The sequence below is a fragment of the Methylobacterium phyllostachyos genome, from assembly GCF_900103445.1.
Classification (GTDB): domain Bacteria; phylum Pseudomonadota; class Alphaproteobacteria; order Rhizobiales; family Beijerinckiaceae; genus Methylobacterium; species Methylobacterium phyllostachyos.
In genome coordinates this window covers 1-17,906 of record NZ_FNHS01000005.1, presented here as the reverse complement: position 1 = coordinate 17,906, position 17,906 = coordinate 1, and the positions used below count along the sequence as shown (strand labels likewise).

The 17,906-nt window shown below is 65.9% G+C and carries 24 protein-coding genes; 12 read left to right on the top strand and 12 right to left on the bottom strand.

Annotation, left to right across the window (positions count from 1 at the left end; translation table 11 throughout):
* Positions 1 to 124: 124 nt before the first annotated feature.
* The 7 genes from BLQ49_RS28890 to BLQ49_RS08975 form a co-directional block, all read right to left on the bottom strand.
* The gene (locus BLQ49_RS28890; RefSeq protein ID WP_143012232.1) at positions 125 to 1,126 is read right to left on the bottom strand and encodes a hypothetical protein; all 1,002 of its coding nucleotides are present in this window, start codon (positions 1,124 to 1,126) and stop codon (positions 125 to 127) included.
* Positions 1,127 to 2,537: 1,411 nt separating this feature from the next.
* Positions 2,538 to 3,734: an ABC transporter permease gene (locus tag BLQ49_RS08995; protein ID WP_091715184.1), complete on the bottom strand. Its 1,197-nt coding sequence runs from the start codon at positions 3,732 to 3,734 to the stop codon at positions 2,538 to 2,540.
* Positions 3,731 to 4,423: an ATP-binding cassette domain-containing protein gene (locus BLQ49_RS08990; RefSeq protein ID WP_091715183.1), complete on the bottom strand. Its 693-nt coding sequence runs from the start codon at positions 4,421 to 4,423 to the stop codon at positions 3,731 to 3,733. The genes BLQ49_RS08995 and BLQ49_RS08990 overlap by 4 nt, the downstream gene beginning before the upstream one ends.
* Positions 4,424 to 4,998: 575 nt before the next feature.
* Positions 4,999 to 5,346, bottom strand: coding sequence for a hypothetical protein (locus BLQ49_RS08985; protein WP_091715182.1), 348 nt, complete (start codon positions 5,344 to 5,346; stop codon positions 4,999 to 5,001).
* A 97-nt stretch (positions 5,347 to 5,443) separates the two neighbouring features.
* The gene (locus BLQ49_RS08980; RefSeq protein ID WP_091715181.1) at positions 5,444 to 5,815 is read right to left on the bottom strand and encodes an NlpC/P60 family protein; all 372 of its coding nucleotides are present in this window, start codon (positions 5,813 to 5,815) and stop codon (positions 5,444 to 5,446) included.
* Positions 5,816 to 6,111: 296 nt separating this feature from the next.
* Positions 6,112 to 6,252 carry a hypothetical protein gene (locus tag BLQ49_RS29625; RefSeq protein ID WP_167627673.1) on the bottom strand — a complete coding sequence of 47 codons (141 nt, stop codon included), beginning with the start codon at positions 6,250 to 6,252 and terminating at the stop codon, positions 6,112 to 6,114.
* A gap of 55 nt (positions 6,253 to 6,307) precedes the next feature.
* Entirely contained in the window at positions 6,308 to 6,499 is a 192-nt protein-coding gene (locus BLQ49_RS08975; RefSeq protein ID WP_143012231.1) for a hypothetical protein, read from the bottom strand.
* A 509-nt stretch (positions 6,500 to 7,008) separates the two neighbouring features.
* Here BLQ49_RS08975 and BLQ49_RS08970 point away from each other — a divergent pair.
* Positions 7,009 to 7,374 carry an HNH endonuclease gene (locus BLQ49_RS08970; RefSeq protein WP_091715176.1) on the top strand — a complete coding sequence of 122 codons (366 nt, stop codon included), beginning with the start codon at positions 7,009 to 7,011 and terminating at the stop codon, positions 7,372 to 7,374.
* Positions 7,375 to 7,409: 35 nt separating this feature from the next.
* Here BLQ49_RS08970 and BLQ49_RS08965 read toward each other — a convergent pair whose 3' ends face one another.
* Complete coding sequence (locus BLQ49_RS08965) at positions 7,410 to 7,595, bottom strand: hypothetical protein (protein WP_143012230.1); 186 nt, start codon at positions 7,593 to 7,595, stop codon at positions 7,410 to 7,412.
* Between the two features lie 115 nt (positions 7,596 to 7,710).
* A complete protein-coding gene (locus tag BLQ49_RS08960) occupies positions 7,711 to 7,914 on the bottom strand; it encodes a hypothetical protein (protein WP_091715174.1) in 204 nt (67 codons plus the stop codon).
* Positions 7,915 to 8,206: 292 nt separating this feature from the next.
* Between BLQ49_RS08960 and BLQ49_RS08955 the strand changes: the two genes are divergently transcribed.
* Both BLQ49_RS08955 and BLQ49_RS30590 read left to right on the top strand, forming a co-directional pair.
* Positions 8,207 to 8,443 (top strand): hypothetical protein, encoded by a 237-nt coding sequence (locus tag BLQ49_RS08955; protein ID WP_091715172.1) that lies wholly within the window; start codon positions 8,207 to 8,209, stop codon positions 8,441 to 8,443.
* Positions 8,364 to 8,639 (top strand): helix-turn-helix domain-containing protein, encoded by a 276-nt coding sequence (locus BLQ49_RS30590; protein WP_280140954.1) that lies wholly within the window; start codon positions 8,364 to 8,366, stop codon positions 8,637 to 8,639. The genes BLQ49_RS08955 and BLQ49_RS30590 overlap by 80 nt, the downstream gene beginning before the upstream one ends.
* On the opposite strand, the gene BLQ49_RS08945 is transcribed toward BLQ49_RS30590, so the two are convergent.
* Positions 8,636 to 9,085 carry a tyrosine-type recombinase/integrase gene (locus tag BLQ49_RS08945; protein WP_244507536.1) on the bottom strand — a complete coding sequence of 150 codons (450 nt, stop codon included), beginning with the start codon at positions 9,083 to 9,085 and terminating at the stop codon, positions 8,636 to 8,638. The two genes, BLQ49_RS30590 and BLQ49_RS08945, sit on opposite strands and share 4 nt — an antisense overlap.
* 605 nt (positions 9,086 to 9,690) lie before the next feature.
* On the opposite strand from BLQ49_RS08945, the gene BLQ49_RS29620 reads away from it, so the two are divergent.
* Both BLQ49_RS29620 and BLQ49_RS08940 read left to right on the top strand, forming a co-directional pair.
* A complete protein-coding gene (locus BLQ49_RS29620) occupies positions 9,691 to 9,849 on the top strand; it encodes a hypothetical protein (RefSeq protein ID WP_167627672.1) in 159 nt (52 codons plus the stop codon).
* A 70-nt stretch (positions 9,850 to 9,919) separates the two neighbouring features.
* Complete coding sequence (locus BLQ49_RS08940; protein WP_091715170.1) at positions 9,920 to 10,153, top strand: hypothetical protein; 234 nt, start codon at positions 9,920 to 9,922, stop codon at positions 10,151 to 10,153.
* Positions 10,154 to 10,233: 80 nt separating this feature from the next.
* Here the strand turns inward: BLQ49_RS08940 and BLQ49_RS08935 are convergent, their stop codons facing one another.
* Entirely contained in the window at positions 10,234 to 10,512 is a 279-nt protein-coding gene (locus tag BLQ49_RS08935) for a hypothetical protein (protein WP_091715169.1), read from the bottom strand.
* Between the two features lie 714 nt (positions 10,513 to 11,226).
* On the opposite strand from BLQ49_RS08935, the gene BLQ49_RS29615 reads away from it, so the two are divergent.
* Both BLQ49_RS29615 and BLQ49_RS08930 read left to right on the top strand, forming a co-directional pair.
* The gene (locus BLQ49_RS29615) at positions 11,227 to 11,364 is read left to right on the top strand and encodes a hypothetical protein (protein ID WP_167627671.1); all 138 of its coding nucleotides are present in this window, start codon (positions 11,227 to 11,229) and stop codon (positions 11,362 to 11,364) included.
* 171 nt (positions 11,365 to 11,535) lie between these two features.
* A complete protein-coding gene (locus tag BLQ49_RS08930; RefSeq protein ID WP_091715168.1) occupies positions 11,536 to 12,822 on the top strand; it encodes a nucleotide sugar dehydrogenase in 1,287 nt (428 codons plus the stop codon).
* A 65-nt stretch (positions 12,823 to 12,887) separates the two neighbouring features.
* Here the strand turns inward: BLQ49_RS08930 and BLQ49_RS08925 are convergent, their stop codons facing one another.
* Positions 12,888 to 13,628 carry a hypothetical protein gene (locus BLQ49_RS08925; RefSeq protein ID WP_091715167.1) on the bottom strand — a complete coding sequence of 247 codons (741 nt, stop codon included), beginning with the start codon at positions 13,626 to 13,628 and terminating at the stop codon, positions 12,888 to 12,890.
* Between the two features lie 142 nt (positions 13,629 to 13,770).
* On the opposite strand from BLQ49_RS08925, the gene BLQ49_RS08920 reads away from it, so the two are divergent.
* The 5 genes from BLQ49_RS08920 to gmd form a co-directional block, all read left to right on the top strand.
* A complete protein-coding gene (locus BLQ49_RS08920) occupies positions 13,771 to 14,361 on the top strand; it encodes a CoA-binding protein (RefSeq protein ID WP_091715166.1) in 591 nt (196 codons plus the stop codon).
* Between the two features lie 214 nt (positions 14,362 to 14,575).
* A complete protein-coding gene (gene rplM, locus BLQ49_RS08915) occupies positions 14,576 to 15,037 on the top strand; it encodes a 50S ribosomal protein L13 (protein ID WP_091715165.1) in 462 nt (153 codons plus the stop codon).
* Between the two features lie 2 nt (positions 15,038 to 15,039).
* On the top strand, positions 15,040 to 15,525 hold the full coding sequence (rpsI, locus tag BLQ49_RS08910; protein WP_091715164.1) for a 30S ribosomal protein S9: 486 nt from the start codon (positions 15,040 to 15,042) through the stop codon (positions 15,523 to 15,525).
* Between the two features lie 170 nt (positions 15,526 to 15,695).
* Positions 15,696 to 16,646 carry an N-acetyl-gamma-glutamyl-phosphate reductase gene (gene argC / locus BLQ49_RS08905; RefSeq protein ID WP_091715163.1) on the top strand — a complete coding sequence of 317 codons (951 nt, stop codon included), beginning with the start codon at positions 15,696 to 15,698 and terminating at the stop codon, positions 16,644 to 16,646.
* A gap of 280 nt (positions 16,647 to 16,926) precedes the next feature.
* On the top strand, positions 16,927 to 17,906 hold a 980-nt coding region (gmd, locus tag BLQ49_RS08900), incomplete at its 3' end, for a GDP-mannose 4,6-dehydratase (protein WP_091715162.1).

The following is a 17,906-nucleotide window of genomic DNA, read 5'->3' as shown; positions in this document are numbered from 1 at the left end:
CTCCTGTCGGGTCGAGCGGTCTTCGTCGTCGGATCGTGATCGAGACACCGTATATCGCGTTGAATAGTCTCCGCTGGGCGGCCACTGGGTCCGCGCTGCGGCGGTTCAAAGCGCGCATCAGCTTTCAATGTACGGGCATAGCTGGGAGCGGCGTGATGGTCCCAGCGGCCCTGCCTTCAGCAGCGGCAGTAGTGGTCGAGTCAGTCTTGGGATAGAGGATGAATGCAACATCATTGCCTGCCCAAATTGAACTCACCTTCATAGTGGGATTAGTCTTCTGGAGTTCATCAATTATTTGACGCGCGTTGTTTTCGTCGCGATCCCATCCGCCGAGCCATTTATATTGATTGGCATCAGAGTTGTACGCATACATTGTGTATGAGGCGTAGTGATCAAAAAAATCTTGAATTCTCGAACCACGTATGATCTGTGCCGTACCTTTCAGCAGGGCCTGAGACCTCGCATTGGACGGATCAATCGGCTCATCGAGGCTCCCGCCATACAGGGCATAGTTCTTGATGTCCCGGAAGAATTCCTTGTCGCTCCGCCGATCGAAGAACTGACTGTCTTCGTACCAGATCTCTCCACCCTTAGCCTTGATCCGCGCCACGTCCTCCGGTGGCGTCTCGGCCATGCCTTTGTAGATTGCCGCATCGCTGGCGAGAAACGCACGCTCGCGCGATGATGAGATGGCGCCATGCTTGTCCATGTCCCTCAATTGCTGAATGACGTCGGGCGAGTTCCAAGGCAACAGCGGGCTGTCTGGGCGCTCTGATGTGCGAGCCTTCAGGCGTTCTATACCCTCGGCCCACCGGTCCAGATTCGACGTCTGGACCGACGTGCCTTCGTTCTCCCAGGCTAGCTTGCCCGAATGTCCTGGTTTGCCACCACGGGGCGGCAGAGACACGCCCTCCTGAGCCTGCAGGCCCTGCACCGGTTCCCGGCGAAGCTCGGTTTTCAGCTTCAGCAGAGCATCGAACGATTGGGGAGCCAGTGCCCGGACCGACCGCGGATCGAGGAAACGCTGGAGCGGATCCTGGTCCTGCGGCCCAGATGCCACGCGTTCCAGCACCTGCGTCCGCAGGACTTTCAGTGCCGCCGAGGAAGAAGAAACTGCGGATACCATGTTGCACTCCTATCAGATTGATATCACGGCAAATTTCTGATATTTTCTATTAATTGATTTTGAGTACTTTTCTAGATATTCAATAGACATAAATCTAATTTCAATCAAAAACTTTGATGTCAAACAAAGCGGATTAAAAAAATCTACATTGAGCGTATTTAGGCAGAGATACACGATGAGGGACTGCCGCAATCAAGAATTTGATCACATTTGCAGTGCTACTCAATATCCATTTTGCGCCAAGCCCCAGAATCACCCAAGTATACAATGGGTCATTTTATTTTTCATTTGCGAATATGTTATACCACCAAGATTTTAAAATTAATATAACGTTAATCCTCTTGTCCTATCCGGTTAGGATTAGTAAATTTTGCATTCAACGTAAAATTACAATTTTCTGTGTCGAGAGGAGAAACCTTGTCCGAGTCATATTTACATTTAACATTGCCGCACACATTATTGTTGCTGGTTGTTTTGAATTCTACAGTGGGTTTTGTTTGTGAACATTTCAAACCTTCCGATGTTGCGTCGTACAGAGGCATTTTGACTGTAATTGCACACGAAACAGGGCATGAGTATGGATCTGGTGTCCTTCCTGAGACTTCAAGTGTAACAGACTGTCCTTGATTGTCATCCCAATAGGCTTCGAACTTGCCTGTGCCCCCAGGTTTGACCGTCTCTGGACTCCAACTCCAATCCTTGGCCGTCGGCATTGACGCCACGTCATGGAGACCAAAGGAGTGATCAGCTTTATTGTACAGATTTATAGTAATCTTGTTTCTGTTCTGAGCCATGGCCGGGCTGCTCAGACACAGAGCGCTCAACAAGCCAGCTGCACTGAATATGAACGCACGCATGTTCGAATCCCCCTGCTGCGTATGCGGAAACGCATGTGTTGTGAGATGAACAGCCGGTCAGCGTGCCTAGACTGTCGATCGGCTGATCTGCGCGGGATCGTGGAGGCTGCATCGCCCCACGGATCCGGGGAGGTCGCGGTATCCCGTAGACCTTCGGCGCCGAGCTTCATGCTCCAGCCTGTCCAGCAGAACAAAAGTGCGACCTGAGGTCAACCAACAGAAAGTTGCATCTGAACAAAATCCTCGCTGAGGTTCGATCATCGGCTCGAATGCTTGAGCCGTTCCAGAAAATTCTTTATTTCAAGCGGGAGCGATCGCGATCTCATTTCGGTGGCCCCGCCGTCGGGGCCGATCCGGCGCGGACGTTTCAACCACTGCCTCCAAGCCAGGGAACGGCGCGGCCGCTTCGAAGGCGTCCTCCAGGAGGCACAGTGCTCTCTGGATGTCTCCTTCGAGGTCTCCGCTTCGCTTCGGCACCTCAGGATGAGGGCGGGGTTTGGAGATCTGGCGCAGTTCGTGGCCGCGCGCGCCGAGCCGCCGGCCCAGCCTCCGCCTCACTCGGCGCGCAGGGCGGCGATCGGGTCGAGCCGGGCGGCCTTGAGAGCGGGATAGAGGCCGAAGAACAGGCCGACCGTCGCCGCCATGCCGGCGCCGAGCGGCAGCGCCAGCGGCGCCGGCTGGAACGGCCAGCCCGACGCGCGCGCAAAGATCCAGCCGGCGACGGTGCCGAGGCCCGTCCCCAGCAGGGAGCCGACAGCCGAAAGGAGCAGCGCCTCGGTGAGGAACAGGGCGGTGATGTCGCGGCGGCGCGCCCCGATCGCCCGGCGCAGGCCGATCTCGCGGCGCCGCTCCATCAGGCTCATCAGCATCACGTTCATGACGCCGACCCCGCCGACCACCAGCGACGTGGTGCCGATGCCGATCAGCAGCAGGGCATAGATCCGCATCTGCGTCTCCAGCCCGTCGATCAGCTGCCGGGCGGTCTGGACGTCGACGCTGCCGGTACGAAGCAGCAGGCGACAATAATCGGTCACGCGCCGGGCCGTCGCCCGGTCGTCCGCGCCCGGGGCGAGGCGCGCCGCCACGCTGGTGATCTTCGCGTCCGGCATCACCCGCCGCGCGGCCTGGAACGGGATCACCGCCGCCCGGTTCAGGTCGACGCCCAGCAGCGGGCTCCGGAACGCCGGCCCGAGGATGCCGATCACGGTCAGCACCTGATCGTTCACCGTCACGGGATCGCCGATGCGGACGGGTCTTCCGGAGGCCGCCGCATCCCGCGCCACGTCGGCCCCCAGGACCACGAAGGGCGCGGCGCCGTCGAGATCCGACGTCCGGCGCCCCGCCACGACGGGGGCCTTGAGGAAGCCGTAGAGTGCCGCGTCGGCGGCGATCAGGGCGGTGTAGAGCGAAGCCCGCCCAACGCGCAGCGAGGCGCTGCCGGAGACGATCGGGATGGCCTCGGACAGGCCGAGCCGGCGCGCGGGCAGGGTGCGCATCGCCTCGGGCGGCAGGTCCGGGACATCGTGGTTGTCGCCGCGCGGGGTGAGGCTCACGAGGTCGGTGCCCAGCGCCTCGAACTGCCGCATCGCCTCGGCGCGGGCATTGTGGCCGACATGCAGGATCGCGATCACCGCGGCGGTGCCGACCGCGATGCCGGTGAGCGCCAGCAGGGCCCGCGCTCCGAGCGCCCGGAGATTACCGGCGCCTTCGCGCACGACCTCGCGCAGCCGCGCCTTGCTCACTTCCGTCATGTGGGCAGGACGCCCGTATCGTCGAGAACCCGGCCATCGCGCATGACGATGCGGCGCGGGCAGCGCGCGGCCACGGTAGGATCGTGGGTCACGATCAGGATGGTGACGCCGAGATCCCGATTGAGGGTGAGGAACAGGTCCATGATGTCGTCGGCCGCCCGGCTGTCGAGGTTGCCGGTCGGTTCGTCGGCCAGCAGCAGCGTCGGTTCGCCGACGAGCGCCCGCGCAATCGCGACGCGCTGACGCTGGCCGCCGGACAGCTCGTCCGGCCGATGGGATGCGCGGTCCGCGAGCCCGACCTTGTGCAGCGCCTCCGCGGCCCGCGCCCGGCGCAGGCGCTTCCCGAGGCCGCGATACAGGAGCGGAAGGGCGACATTGTCCAGAGCCGACAGGCGGGGCAGCAGGTGGAACGCCTGGAAGACGAAGCCGATCTGGCGGTTGCGCAGGGCGGCCAGCGCGTCGTCGCGCAGGTTTGCCGTCGGCACGCCACCCAGGTGGATCTCGCCGTGACAGGGGCGGTCCAGCAGGCCGACCAGGTTCATCAGCGTGGTCTTGCCGGACCCGGAGGCCCCCATCAGGGCACAAAGCTCCCCATGCAGGATGTCGAGATTGACTTCCGTTAGAACAGAGATCAATCCCGAGCGACCAGCGTAAGATTTATCGACGGATTTTACTGAAATTAACGCCATGATTATTTTCATAGTTCAAAAAATTTGCTAAAATTCGGACGCATCTGAATGTTGGCTATGGCAAAGCTCGGCGTACAGCAAGACCGTTGGCGCGTGCAGCTTCACCGCCCAGCGTGATTCAAAACCGAGGTGATTTGACTGCTGACGACCGCCGGTTATCTCTGTTGACCAGCGTGAACCGCCGCAGCCGCGTCGGAAAAATATTGTTTCTCGTCAAATGTCGTCGAGAATTGTGTTTCACGTGTTTACAGCAGGAATGCAGCGACGTTGGCTCTCGTACATCGCGCCAACAAGACCAACCCATCGACTTTCGATAAGCTCATGATGAGCGTAAAACGTCGGCATCCTCAAATTCGACCCTCGAAAGTCGATCGGCAGAAACCCGCCCGAAGCGAGACAACCGACGCTCGACGGCTCAGCCCTCATGCCCGGGCAACCGCCAGCGCCTCGACCGGCATCGTGTAGCGCGGCGTGCGCATCTCGGACTTCGTGTTCCGCTCCCGCTGGCTCACCAGCCCTGCAGGCGTCAGTACCACCGCGCTTTGAGCCGGGGCATCCCTCGGTATCCGGTGAGCTCAAGCCGGATAGTTAGTGCGGCGCCCGCCCGACCTTCGCCAACACGATCCCCCGAACGCCATCAGCGCCGCCGAGGCTAGCCCCCAGCCGACCCGGTACAGGGTCCGCGCCTGCCCGTTCACCTCAGCCAAGCCCCGCAGAGCCTCAAGCTTCGCGCCGTCCACCGCCTTGTCGATCCGCCGCTCGATCTCCTCGCGCGCCACGAAAAGTTCGATGTCCCGCCGGGAGGCCACGCCCGCCAGCTTCTTGCCCATCCGTTCGAGCTTGCCTCCCAGCACGTCCATCTGACGGCCCGTGGCTTCCACGCGCTCGATCAGGTGCGCCAGCATGTAGGTGCCGATGCCCACGGTGAGCCGCGATCACAGCTCGGCCGGCATGCCCTTCAGCGCGGCCACACCTCGACCTGAAGACCCAGCTTCGGCGCGACCACGCCGACCCAGGTGATCATCGCCAGCGCCCAGCCGCATAGGCCACGATCGCGCTGTCGTGGCCGGCCGTGATGTGCAGCATGCGACCCGGCTGCGTGACGATGCCGGCATGCACGTCGAGTCCGGCGCGGCGAAACACGGCGATGTCGAAGGGCCGCGCCTCAATCTCGGGGATGCTCGCCCACGGTTCTTGCATCGTGCCGCCGGCGAACATTGCCGCGACCTCGGCCCGCTCCCCCAGCGAGGCGCCCACGGCGGCGTAGTCCGGCACGGCGATGCCGAGCAGCTCGGCGTAGACGAGCCGGCACAGCCCCCAGCACGCGATGCCCTCGCGCGTGAGGCCGCGCTCCCGCCAGGGCAGGCCGCTGTAGGGGTTCGACCAGGGCATGGCGCTAGCTGTGCAGCCCCGGAAAGCGGCTCGCCGTCATCCGCCCGGCCGGCATCGGCTCGGCGGTGAACGGCTCGCGGGAGATGTCGAGCGACACCCGGTTGGCCTCATAGGTCGCGCGGACCGTGCGCAGGTTGGGGGCGCGCGCCTCGTAGAAGGCTGCGGCCTCCTCCGGGATCTCGGCCTCAGTGTCGTAGACCTTCTTGAGCTTCCTGGTGGGCTCTTTCCGCCCCAGCGCGGGAGAGGCCGGTCAGCGCCATGGCTGCCGGCCGATGGCCGCGCCGGGGCACGGATCGTCAGGCTTCGGTGAGGGCAGCATGTAGGCGTGGCCGGAGGGTCCACGAACCGGTCGATCGCGAGCCCGCCCTTCGGAACAGCAGGCCGACCGCGTGGCCGACCTGGGCTTCGAGGATCGCGTCGTTCACCGAATCGGGCATGGGCAAACACCGTGGTACGCGGCCCGTTCGCGGCCCGCAGGCCTGCCGGCGCGGTCTAGGCCTTGTCCTCGGGCAGCGGATAGAACCGCTTCATCAGCTCCGGATCTTCGCCCTGGGCGATCAGCCGCTCGCGCGTCATGCGCATCACGGCAATCTCGGCCGCCTCGTTGTCGAGGATGGGGTCGTGCAGCGGCGCGTCCCTGCGCTCGCCGCCATCCTGGATGTAGAACTCTCTCGACTTGGTCATCATGCGCTACGGCGGATGTCGGGTTCGACTGTCCTATCGGACGAGGGTTCCGTGCCTGCCGAATCGTTTGCTGGTTCAGGCGGCCTTGCGCTTTGTTCTCCGGGGACGGTGCGTCGGGGCCGCCTCGTCCTCCAGATTTAAGTGCATCGGGGTCGAAAGCATCTTCACGTATCGGCAGCTCTTCGCTCAGTGCCGCAAAATTACATCCTTCGAGACTGCTCGACACGAAGCGGCCAAGCCGGATCTGCGAGCCATCCTCGAGAGGCACGGCCTCGTCCGGGTCGTCCTCGCTCACCGCCTCGGCGTCAGCGTCGGTTGCCTCGTCGGGCTCGTCGGCTCGCGCTGGCTTCGAACAGGCCCTACAAACCGCCGGCGCACCTCGCCCTGCCGCATCCGGACGCGGATCCCGAGGACGACCGGATTCCGTTCTGATCGGCGCGGTCTCCACCGCCACCGTCCAACGCCTCGCCGAAGCGCAGAACTGGTGCTGCTGCTGGTGCGGTTTCCGGATGCTGCCGCGCCATGCGAGCCGAGCCCTTGCCGACGCGCTGATCAGCACCGACGGCAAGGCGTGGCACCGCAGGCGGATCATCGCGATGCGCACGGTCACAGCCGAGCACGTCGTGCCGCGCTGCGACGGCGGCACGGACGATCCGGCGAACCTCGCGGCAGCCGACGAATTCTGCAATCAGTTCCGAGGGAACCACGCTCCTAAATTCTCTGCGGTACGGATCGGCCGGATGCTCCGCCGCGGCACGCACACGTTCCAGGCCTGGGCGCGCGACCGGACATTCCTCGGCGCCTGTCGGATACCCAGCCTCGTGAAGCCGCCGCGCAGTGTTGTGGCTGCCGAATGGCCGGAGATCCGGCTCTGAGCGTTGCTCCTTCCGACCCTGGGCGGTCGATGAAGCTATCGCGGCCGCTGCCAGCACACGACGCCGGCGAGAATCATCCCGACCGCGATGCCGATCCCACCAATCCACATGGGCGTTACGCCGGCTTGCATGCCATCGGGGCGAAAAAGGATCGCAGAAAGGAAGCCGGCGCCTACGGCCGGCAACGTCACGTCGAACGTGAAAGCAGCAACGTTTTTCACCAAGTCCTCTCCTCGGGGCGCGTGCTTCAACACGATCCTGTAGGATTTCGCTTTGCACAAGTCTCACGCCTTGCCTCGGCAAGCGGTGCAGGGGCACCGGGATGGCCGCGCTCCGCTACCCGGCCGTCTGTCCGGGGATCGAGGTCGCCGCACGCGCGTGGGTGCCGCTCGGCTGGCGGCCGGTGCTCGCCTGGATCGGTCGGCGGATCGTGATCTCCCGCGCCAACCACGCCTCCGTCGAAGCCGAGCAGCCCATGGCCGACAGCACGATCACGGTTGAGAGCTTCACCGCCCGCGACGGGCGGTTCGAGACGATCACGCCTGCACTCGACGCCGAGGCTACCGCCCGGGTCCTGAAGGCACGGCCGAGCAGGCCAAGAAGGACGCAGTTGGGCACCCACCGGACGAGCGCACCGTCGCGCAGGCGCAACGCGCGGCCACATACCGCCCCTTGGCCACCGCGCTGCGCGAGTTGGGGACCGGGGAGGCGCGGACGTGAACGGCTTCGTGCTTAACCCCCGCTGGCAGGCCAATTCACCCGATGGCGCGGGGCCGGTTGCGGATCCAGAGCAGCCGGATCCTGTGGAAGGGCAAGGAGCAGGGGAGGGGCCATGAGCGAGTTGCGATGGATCGAAGGTCCGGTCCACTGCACCGATCTCGTCAACGGAACGGGCCGCGTCCTCGGCTACGTCGGGCCGACCGCGAAGGGCGTCCGCGGGTACGTCGTCCAATCCAGCTCGGAATGGCCGCCGCGGTTCGCCTCCAAGCGTGATCACGGATCCGACGAGGCGGCGCGCGCCTGGGTCGAGGCCGAGATCGCGCAGATCCACGGAGGGCGCACTGTGTGAATCGCTTCAACCTCTGGCCTACAGGCCGAAGGACGCGGCGGCCATGCTCGGCGTCAGCCGTTCGACGATCCACCAGATGATCGCCGACGGCGAGATCGTCGCCCGGACGCTCGGATCGGCGACGCTGATCCCTTATTCCGAGTTGGCGCGCGTGCTCGACGGCGCGGCCTTGTCGGCCGCCACGAAGGCCGCCTAGGCGTCCATCAAGTGACGGCGCTTCTCCAGGGTGTCGCCGCGGCGGTAGGCGCGCGCGGTCTCGTCGCCGACGAGATGCGCGAGCGCGGCCTCGGCCAGTACGCCCGGGAAGTCGGTCTCCTCGGTCACCCAGCCCCGGAACGATGATCGGAATCTGTGGATGGTGAAGCCGTTCGGGTCGGCGCCGCGCAGGACCATGGCCCGAGCCATGTCCGAGATCGGCGTCTCCGCCCTTGAGGGAAAGACAAGATCCGAAGGCCCGGCACAGTCGGGCCGCACCGCGGCCAGGATCGCGAGCGCCGGCGCCGCCAGCGGCACCCGGTGCAGCCGGCCGGCCTTCATGCGCTCGGCCGGGATCGTCCAGAGCGCCGCGGCCAGGTCGACCTCGCCCCAGCTCAGCCTGCGGGTCTCGCCGGACCGGGCGGCCGTCAGGATCATGAAGCGCAGCGCGAGCGAGGAGAAGCTCGTGCGCCCGGCCGCGACCGCCGCGTAGAAGGCCGGGACCTCGGCATAGGGCAGGCCTCGTGATGGCCGCGCGTCAGCTTTCGGGAGCCGGGCAGCAACACGTCGAGGTGGCCGCGCCAGCGCCCCGATCGGGGGAGGGTGCCGTGATCTACGTGCTCGTTATTATGCTGGCCGGCTCCGGCTCGGCGATCGGATCGGTCGTCTTCAACGCCGAGGACGGGTGCGAGGCGGCCGCGAAGGCGATCGCCTAGGCCGACCGTCCCTATGCCGGCGCCTCGACGGTCATGGTGTGCGTGGCCAAGGGCTGAGCCTGGACACGCAATCGGATGCAGGCGCGACACCCCTCTGAATCAGGAAACGGGCAACCCGATCGCGGTCGCCTCCCCCGATCGGCTTCAGCCGACCTCCACGCCCGCCTCACGTGACTCCTCAATTCACCCCAGGCGGGCGTGGATCCGAGCCCCTGAGGCCCATACATACGGCATCGCAAGGGGATTGAATTAACCCTGTCGATGCCCGCCGCCTGACGGAACCGCACCGTTCCATCCCGTGTAGACTTCTCGTCGCAGATCGACGCGGAGGCCACCATGATGTCGCTGGGCGTGTATTGCATCGTCGCGGGCACCGGCATGGCGGCCGGATCCCTCTGGTCCCGGCGCTATCGCGCCGTCCTCGAGATGATGGGCGGGGGCCTGTTCCTGGCCGGGCTCGGCTTCGCGGGCGCCAATTTCGCGCTGGCGTCCTGACCGCCCCTCGGCGACGCCCGATCCTTGCGATGAACCCGGCAGGACGTCAGTCATCCGGGGATCTGTGCCAATGTCGGACGAATTCATCCCGTTCTGGAGATTGCTCGTCTCCGCGGAAGACCAGCTGCAATGGGGCATCGAGCCCGAGGCAATGGAAGACTCAGCCCGTGCGTTGGCCTGTCGGCATCCGGGCAGCGCGCTGGCCGAGCGCCTGATGGCGCGCGCCGCGAGTGTCAGAGCGACGGGCGCGCGTATGCCGAGCCATGCGCCAGGGAGGGCCGCCGCCCCGTTGCAGCAAGCCTGAGCCGCGCGCGATCGGGGCCCGACTCGCCTGTCGCGAAAGCGCGCACAAGGCGGCGCAGGCGGGGGAGGGGGAAGTGAACCTCAGGCGACCCGGTGACGGTCGGCGGAGTCCTTCGGGGCCGGGCTGGTGGGGCTCGCCTGCTCGGTCAGCGTCCGCAGGGCCGCCACCATCGCGTCCGTCTGGGCGTCGAGGACCGACGTCTCGCGGCTGCCGCGCCACGCCAGGAGGAAGCTGGCAAGGACCGCCATGGCACTGGCTACGAACGGCGCCGTGATCAGCGCAGCGAGCGGACTGACCGGCCCCAGCAACGCCGCCGTCGCCAAGCCACCCCCGAGTGCGGCCGCTACCAGAATGAGCATCGGAGCCTCGCCCGGCAGGGGAGACCCCAGCGATCAGCCCCGACCCGAGACCTAGGATCAATTCGTTAACAGCCAGTTAACGACAAGGTCTTCGGCCAGCATAGATCTTAGGATTTCAGGCTGAGAGCAGGTTTCAAGCTCACCGCCAGATAGCTTCACCGGAATTGGCGGCGCCAAATCGGCGGAGGCCCACCATATCGCCGGGTGTCCCGACAGCGGACAGATGCGACGGTCGAATAGGACGCGGCGATCGGACGTTCATCGCGACGGAGTGCTTTCGGGCTACCGTTGAGTGGTATCACCCCATGGTTTCTGCAACTTTGAGACAGGACCGAATCGGGCGTCGTGGGGTCGGGTCCGCGGTGGGTCCGGAGCGAATCGTTACCCGTGCCGGCTCTCATGCTCCCTCATCCTGGAAGGTGCCGCGCTGTGTCCGCCCGGCAGCTGCGCAACAGGCCCGTCGCACCGGCCGGGTTGCAATCGTTCAAGAAATGGTTAAGCTCCTACGTAGGTACTACTGAGGAGGGCGGCTATGAAACCAGTCTATCCCCAGGGCGATGACCGCTTGGAAGCACCAATTCCGCTCGCAACGACAAGTCATCCCGTACAGGAGGATCTGCTCCTGCAGGAGCAGATGCGGCGCCTTCACAACACGCGTGCCCGCCAGCGCGCGGCCCGGCATCACCGGGCCGGCCGCTCCCTGATCTGAACGCCGTGCTCGATTCCCTGCTCCTCGTCTGCGCCGTGATCGCCATCGTTTGCACGGCAGTCCGGATCGGCATCGCCGCGGCCGTGCCAGCGATCCGGCCGCGGCGCATCGAGTGGGATGACCCCGCCGAGACGGAGAGCTGAAGGGTAGCGCTCTTCGTCGACGGGGAGATCGGTTCGGCGCAAGGGAGCGCGCCAAGACGAAGGTCCGGACCGGCCGACGCGATTCGGATCGACGCCAACGCGCGGCCCCCCTATACGCGCCCGGCGGGCGGTGCGGCGATCGGCCCCGTCGCGTCCGCTGAGGGATGCGGCGTGGCAGAGAGCGTGGCAATCGTCGGCCTGGGCTATGTCGGGCTCCCCCTCGCCCTGGCCTTCGGCCGGACGCGGGCTACGATCGGCTACGAGCAATGCGCCGACAAGGTGGCGGCCTACCGGGCCGGGCGCGATCCGGCGGGCGAGGTCGACGCCGCTTCGTTCCGGGCCGCCGAACACCTGACGGTCACCGACGATCCGGCCGCGCTCTCGGTCGCCGACATCGTCATCGTCACGGTCCCGACTCCCGTCGATGCGGCGCAGAGCCCGGATTTCGATCTGCTGATCAAGGCGGCCGCGCTGGTCGGGCAGCACATGCGGCCCGGGACGACCGTGGTGTTCGAGTCCACCGTCTATCCCGGCGCCACCGAGGAGGTCTGCATTCCGGTCCTAGAGCGGTGCTCGGGCCTGCGCTGGAAATCGGGCTTCTTCGTCGGCTATTCCCCGGAGCGGATCAATCCGGGCGACCGGGAGCACACCCTGACCCAGGTGGTGAAGGTCGTCTCCGGCGACACGCCCGAGACCCTGACGCGGCTCTGCGCCCTCTATGGATCGATCATCGAGGCGGGGATCCACGCCACTGCGTCGATCCGGGTCGCGGAGGCCGCCAAGGTCATCGAGAACACCCAGCGCGACCTGAACATCGCCCTCATGAACGAGCTGTCGCTGATCTTCGACAAGCTCGGCCTCGACACCCTGGAGGTTCTGGAGGCCGCCGGGACCAAGTGGAATTTCCTGCCGTTCCGCCCCGGGCTCGTCGGCGGCCACTGCATCGGGGTCGATCCCTACTACCTCACCCACAAGGCCGCGATGATCGGCCATCACCCGCAGGTGATCCTGGCGGGGCGGCGCATCAACGACAGCATGGCCGCCCACGTCGCCCGCGGGACGGTCAAGCGGATCGTTCGCGGGGGAGGGGGGTCGGGCGGCGGACGGGTCATCGTGCTCGGCCTGACCTTCAAGGAGAATTGTTCGGATTTGCGCAACTCCAAGGTCGCCGACCTCGTCCGGGAGCTGAAGGATTTCGGCTGCACCGTCGCGGTCCACGATCCCCGCGCCAGCGCCGCGGAGGCCCAGGCCGAGTACGGGATCGCGCTGGTCGCGTGGGACGACCTGCCCCATGAGGCGGATGCGATCGTGATCGCCGTCCCGCATCAGGATTACGCTCAGCTGGGCCCGGAGGCGATCACCGGGCGGCTGAGGCCCGGGGGGCTGGTGGTGGACGTGAAGGCGCTCCATGAGCGGGCGGCCTTCGCACGGCTGGGCTTCGAGGTCTGGCGGCTGTAGCGCGCTCGGACAGCGCGGCAGCCGCACGCTCGAACGTTCAGGACCGCATCAAGGCTGAACGCGCGTCAAAGATGCCCGATGGTCTTCGAATCCGCCCGTCCGCTGTCCTGAATGCGCCAGAGCGACATGGCCTTCGACCAGGACGGCGTGTCCTCCACGCTGTCCAGGCTATACGTGCTCGCGGAGAACTCGCCCCACGCTTTGACGAAGAGATCGACGACGGGATTGTTCGTCGTGACATTGGCCGGAATGCGGTGGGGATGCGTTTCTCGCATCGCGTTCTCGTAGCTCCATTGCGCTTTGGCGCGCGCCGTTACCCAGGACAACGACGCCTTCTCCTCGGTGGACGCGCCATCCATGACACCGATCGAAGCCTTGAACGCGGCGGCCGGATCCTTGCCCCTCGGATCGGCGGCGGCCGTCGCCGCCTTGAGCATGTCCTCGACGGGCAGGCTCGCGGCCTTGATCTCGGCCTCCGAGAACAGGCCGCCCTGATTGCTCTTGATCGCATAGAGCGTTCGTCTGTCCAGCGTACCGATATGGATCGCTTCGCGCCATTCCTTCTCGGTCGTATGGCGGTCCGCGGTCTTGTTGAGCCGGATATAAGCCTCGTCGAGAAAAGCTCTTGCCTTGAGCGCAACCTGGGCGAAGGACTCTTTCGGGTTGGCCTTGCCGTTGATCGCATCCAGACCATTGGTCCTATTCGGCGTCGACAGATTGGGCGCGGATAGGCTGCTCGACAGCCTCGCACGGTCCGAATTTTTATGGTAATTTCGGAATATGTACGTACTGAACGCCGAAAACATCGTGCGATCACCTTCTCACAAGGCCGCGCAAGTCAGTGTATCTTAGTTGATCTGACCTTGGATTGCTAGAAACGCATAAGTTGAGTACACGGCATCGGCAGCGAAGACGTTTCGCCTGTTCCGGCAGAAGACGAGGCACGCCATGCAGCCGACAGGCGACGAATCCGGCACGGTTGCAGACCGGCACGCGCGCTACGCCGACGCGCGGATCCGCGCGATCCTGAACGACACGCGCACGATCGCGCTGGTGGGCGCCTCGGCGAACCCCGCCCGCCCGAGCTGGATCGTGCTGAAATATCTGCTCGCCCGGGGCTACGCGGTCACCCCGGTCAATCCGGGCCTCGCCGGCCAGGATCTGCTCGGGCGCCGGGTCGCGGCGAGCCTCGCCGAGGTCCAGGCCGCCCTGGGCGATCAGCCGATCGACATGGTCGAGATCTTCCGTAATTCGGCCGCCGCGGGCCCGCTCGTCGACGAGGCGCTGGCCCTTTCGCCCTTTCCCAAAGTCATCTGGATGCAGCTCGGCGTGCGCGACGACGCGGCCGCCGCCCGGGCCGAGGCACGGGGCCTCTCGGTGATCATGAACCGCTGCCCCAAGATCGAGTACGGGCGCCTCTCGGGCGAGATCGGCTGGACGGGGGTGAATTCCCGCATCCTCAGCGCGAAGAAGCCCGTGCTCGCGGCCAAGGGCGTTCAGAAGCTCACCATCGCCGAGCGGGGCCGGCGCGGCGAATGAATGCGGTATCCTGATACCGCAAACGCTAAATCATTCTGGAAATTGCGGTTTTCAAAAAATACCCGTGTCGCTGTTGACCCGGCATCCCGGTGCGGCTATGCACCCGCCACCACCGCCGCGTGTCCCCCACGCGGCGGCTCGTTTTTCGGCACCCCGATGCCTTCGGAACCCGATGCGTCGGGATCCGGTCCGTCGGAACCCCTGGGATTTGGCTATGAAGACCACCTCGCTGAAGCCCGCCGAGGTCGATAAGAAGTGGATCGTGATCGACGCGGAGGGCCTCGTTGTGGGCCGTCTCGCCTCGATCGTGGCGATGCGCCTGCGCGGCAAGCACAAGGCCGCCTACACGCCCCACGTCGATTGCGGCGACAACGTCATCGTCATCAACGCGGACAAGGTGAAGTTCACCGGCCGCAAGTACACGCAGAAGAGCTACTTCTATCACACGGGCTATCCGGGCGGCATCAAGGAGCGCACGGCCAAGTTCATCCTCGAGGGCCGGTTCCCCGAGCGCGTGGTGGAGAAGGCCGTCGAGCGCATGCTGCCGCGTGGCCCGCTCTTCCGTCAGATCCTCGGCAACCTCCGCGTCTACAAGGGCGCCGAGCACCCGCATGAGGCCCAGCAGCCGCAGGCGCTCGACGTCGGCGCCCTCAACCGCAAGAACGTGAGCGCTTGATCATGGCGACCCTGCAGTCCCTCGCCGACCTCAACCGGGCGAATACCGGCGCGGTCGATCCCGCCAACGAGGCCCCCGTGCACGTCCAGAAGCTGGACGCCCAGGGGCGTGCCTACGCCACCGGCAAGCGCAAGGACGCGGTCGCCCGCGTCTGGATCAAGCCCGGCAAGGGCACGGTCACGATCAACAAGCGCCCGGTCGAGACCTACTTCGCCCGTCCGGTGCTGCGCATGATCCTGCGCCAGCCGCTGGAGATCGCCGGCCGCGTCGATCAGTACGACATCACCGTCACGGTGGCGGGCGGTGGCCTCTCGGGTCAGGCCGGTGCAGTGCGCCATGGTCTCTCGAAGGCTCTGACCTACTACGAGCCGGAGCTGCGCGCCCCACTGAAGCGTGAGGGCTTCCTCACCCGCGACGCCCGCGTGGTCGAGCGCAAGAAGTACGGCCGCAAGAAGGCCCGCCGCAGCTTCCAGTTCTCCAAGCGTTAAGACATCCGGTCATACCGGTGTCATGGAGAGGGCGGTTCCTGCGGGAGCCGCCCTTTCGCGTTTTCAGGCCGCGCTGCGGCCGTTGACAGGATGGTGCACCGCGATCACCTGATCGGCGGCTGCGAAGGACCGACTCGGGCGGTCTGCATTCGGAGAGAGCGAGACGGACGATGGCTGGCGAAGGCGCGACGAAGCCCACCGTGTTCATCGACGGCGAGGCCGGCACGACCGGCCTCGGCATCCGCGAGCGCCTAGAGCGCGACGGGCGGGTCGCCCTGCGCAGCATCGCCCCCGAGCACCGCAAGGACCCGCAGGCCAAGCGCGCGCTGCTCGCCGAGGTCGATCTCGTGGTGCTCTGCCTGCCGGACGAAGCCGCCAAGGAGACGGTGGCGCTGGCCGACAGCCTGCCGGGCGGGGGTCCGCGCGTCCTCGACGCCAGCACGGCCCATCGCGTCGCCGAGGGCTGGACCTACGGCTTCCCGGAGATGACCCGGGAGCAGGAGGCCGCGATCGCCCGCGCCCGCCGGGTCGCCAATCCCGGCTGCTACCCGACCGGCGGCATCGCGCTCCTGCGGCCCCTGGTGGAGGGCGGCCTGATCCCGGCCGATCACCCGATCAGCGTCAACGCGGTCAGCGGCTACAGCGGCGGCGGCAAGAGCATGATCGAGGCCTACGAGCAGAGCTCGGCGCCGCCGTTCCAGCTCTACGGCCTGGGCTTCACCCACAAGCACGTGCCGGAGCTGCAGCGCTATAGTGGGCTGACCCGGCGGCCGATCTTCGTGCCCTCCGTGGGCAATTTCCGGCAGGGCATGCTGGTGAGCGTGCCGCTCCACCTCGACGCGCTGCCGGGCAAGCCCACGGCCGGCGATCTGGAGGCTGCGCTCCGCGACTGGTACGCTGGCCGGTCGCTCGTGCAGGTCGTACCCGGCGCCGCGACGGGCGCCCATCGCGAAAAGATCGAGCCGGAGGGTCTCAACGACACGGACCGGCTGGAGCTACGGGTGTTCGGCTCGTCCGAGCACGGGCATGCGGTGCTGGTGGCGCGCCTCGACAACCTCGGGAAGGGCGCCTCGGGCGCGGCGGTGCAGAATATCGGGCTGATGCTCGGCTTCGACGGCTGAGGCCCCACGCCCGGACCGATCGACGGTCCGGGCGCCGATACAGGCGCTCGTCGGCCCGGCACGATCGAAGGTCAGCGCCTCACTTCGTACCGTTCGGCCCGCGGGATCCGCGTCCCGGCTGCCCGCGCCCCGCCCGAACGCCTCAGGACCGGCAGCGGATTCCGAGCGTGCCGGCCAAGGCGATCCCGCAGCCGGACATCACCACCGGCCTCGGGGCCTGCCTTGACGTGCGGGCTGCCCGGGTCGTAGCAGCCGTTCATCGTTGGGATGGGACGGTTTGATGACGGGCAAGCGCGCGCTGATCACGGGTGTGACGGGCCAGGACGGGGCGTATCTGGCGCAGCTCCTTCTTCAGAAGGGCTACGCGGTCACCGGCGTGGTGCGGCGCTCCAGCCATGCCGGCGTGTTCGATCACCGTCTGAAGTGGCTGGGCATCCTGGACGATGTCGCGCTGGTGGACGGCAACCTTCTGGATCAGTCGGCGCTGCTGCGCATCGTCCAAGAGGCCAAGCCGGACGAGATCTACAACCTGGCCGCGCAGTCGTTCGTGACCTCGTCCTGGCAGCAGCCGCTTCTGACCGGGCAGGTGACGGGTCTGGGGGCCGTGCACATGCTGGAATGCCTGCGCTCGGTGGCGCCGGGGGCGCGCTACTACCAGGCCTCGACCTCGGAGATGTTCGGGCTGATCCAGGAGGAGCGCCAGAGCGAGACGACGCCGTTCTACCCGCGCTCGCCCTACGGCGTGGCCAAGCTGTACGCGCACTGGATGACGATCAACTACCGGGAGAGTTTTGGGCTTCACGCCTCGAACGGGATCCTGTTCAACCACGAGAGCCCGCTGCGGGGGGTTGAGTTCGTGACGCGCAAGGTCACGGACGCGGTGGCGCGGATCAAGCTGGGCCGGCAGCGCGAGCTGCGTCTGGGCAACATCGACGCCAAGCGGGACTGGGGTCATGCGCGGGACTACGTTCAGGCGATGTGGCTGATGCTGCAGCAGGATAAGCCGGACGACTACGTGATCGCCACGGGGCGGACGACGACGGTGCGGGACATGTGTGCGATCGCGTTCCGGCATGTGGGACTGAACGTGGACGATCACCTGGTGATCGACCCGGCGCTGTTCCGTCCGGCGGAGGTGGAGGTTCTTCTGGGCAACCCGGCCAAGGCGAAGGCGGCGTTCGGCTGGGAGGCGCAGACCAGCCTGGAGACGCTGATCACCGAGATGGTCGACGCCGACATCAAGCGCCTCACCGCAAACGC

Excerpts from the sequence above, each read along its gene's own strand:
- BLQ49_RS28890 (WP_143012232.1), bottom strand. The coding sequence starts at position 1,126 with ATGGTATCCGCAGTTTCTTCTTCCTCGGCGGCACTGAAAGTCCTGCGG.
- BLQ49_RS08995 (WP_091715184.1), bottom strand. The coding sequence starts at position 3,734 with ATGACGGAAGTGAGCAAGGCGCGGCTGCGCGAGGTCGTGCGCGAAGGC.
- BLQ49_RS08990 (WP_091715183.1), bottom strand. The coding sequence starts at position 4,423 with ATGGCGTTAATTTCAGTAAAATCCGTCGATAAATCTTACGCTGGTCGC.
- BLQ49_RS08980 (WP_091715181.1), bottom strand. The coding sequence starts at position 5,815 with ATGCCCTGGTCGAACCCCTACAGCGGCCTGCCCTGGCGGGAGCGCGGC.
- BLQ49_RS29625 (WP_167627673.1), bottom strand. The coding sequence starts at position 6,252 with ATGCCCGATTCGGTGAACGACGCGATCCTCGAAGCCCAGGTCGGCCAC.
- BLQ49_RS08975 (WP_143012231.1), bottom strand. The coding sequence starts at position 6,499 with ATGACCAAGTCGAGAGAGTTCTACATCCAGGATGGCGGCGAGCGCAGG.
- BLQ49_RS08970 (WP_091715176.1), top strand. The coding sequence starts at position 7,009 with ATGCTGCCGCGCCATGCGAGCCGAGCCCTTGCCGACGCGCTGATCAGC.
- BLQ49_RS08955 (WP_091715172.1), top strand. The coding sequence starts at position 8,207 with ATGAGCGAGTTGCGATGGATCGAAGGTCCGGTCCACTGCACCGATCTC.
- BLQ49_RS29620 (WP_167627672.1), top strand. The coding sequence starts at position 9,691 with ATGATGTCGCTGGGCGTGTATTGCATCGTCGCGGGCACCGGCATGGCG.
- BLQ49_RS08940 (WP_091715170.1), top strand. The coding sequence starts at position 9,920 with ATGTCGGACGAATTCATCCCGTTCTGGAGATTGCTCGTCTCCGCGGAA.
- BLQ49_RS08935 (WP_091715169.1), bottom strand. The coding sequence starts at position 10,512 with ATGCTCATTCTGGTAGCGGCCGCACTCGGGGGTGGCTTGGCGACGGCG.
- BLQ49_RS08925 (WP_091715167.1), bottom strand. The coding sequence starts at position 13,628 with ATGTTTTCGGCGTTCAGTACGTACATATTCCGAAATTACCATAAAAAT.
- BLQ49_RS08920 (WP_091715166.1), top strand. The coding sequence starts at position 13,771 with ATGCAGCCGACAGGCGACGAATCCGGCACGGTTGCAGACCGGCACGCG.
- rplM (WP_091715165.1), top strand. The coding sequence starts at position 14,576 with ATGAAGACCACCTCGCTGAAGCCCGCCGAGGTCGATAAGAAGTGGATC.
- rpsI (WP_091715164.1), top strand. The coding sequence starts at position 15,040 with ATGGCGACCCTGCAGTCCCTCGCCGACCTCAACCGGGCGAATACCGGC.
- argC (WP_091715163.1), top strand. The coding sequence starts at position 15,696 with ATGGCTGGCGAAGGCGCGACGAAGCCCACCGTGTTCATCGACGGCGAG.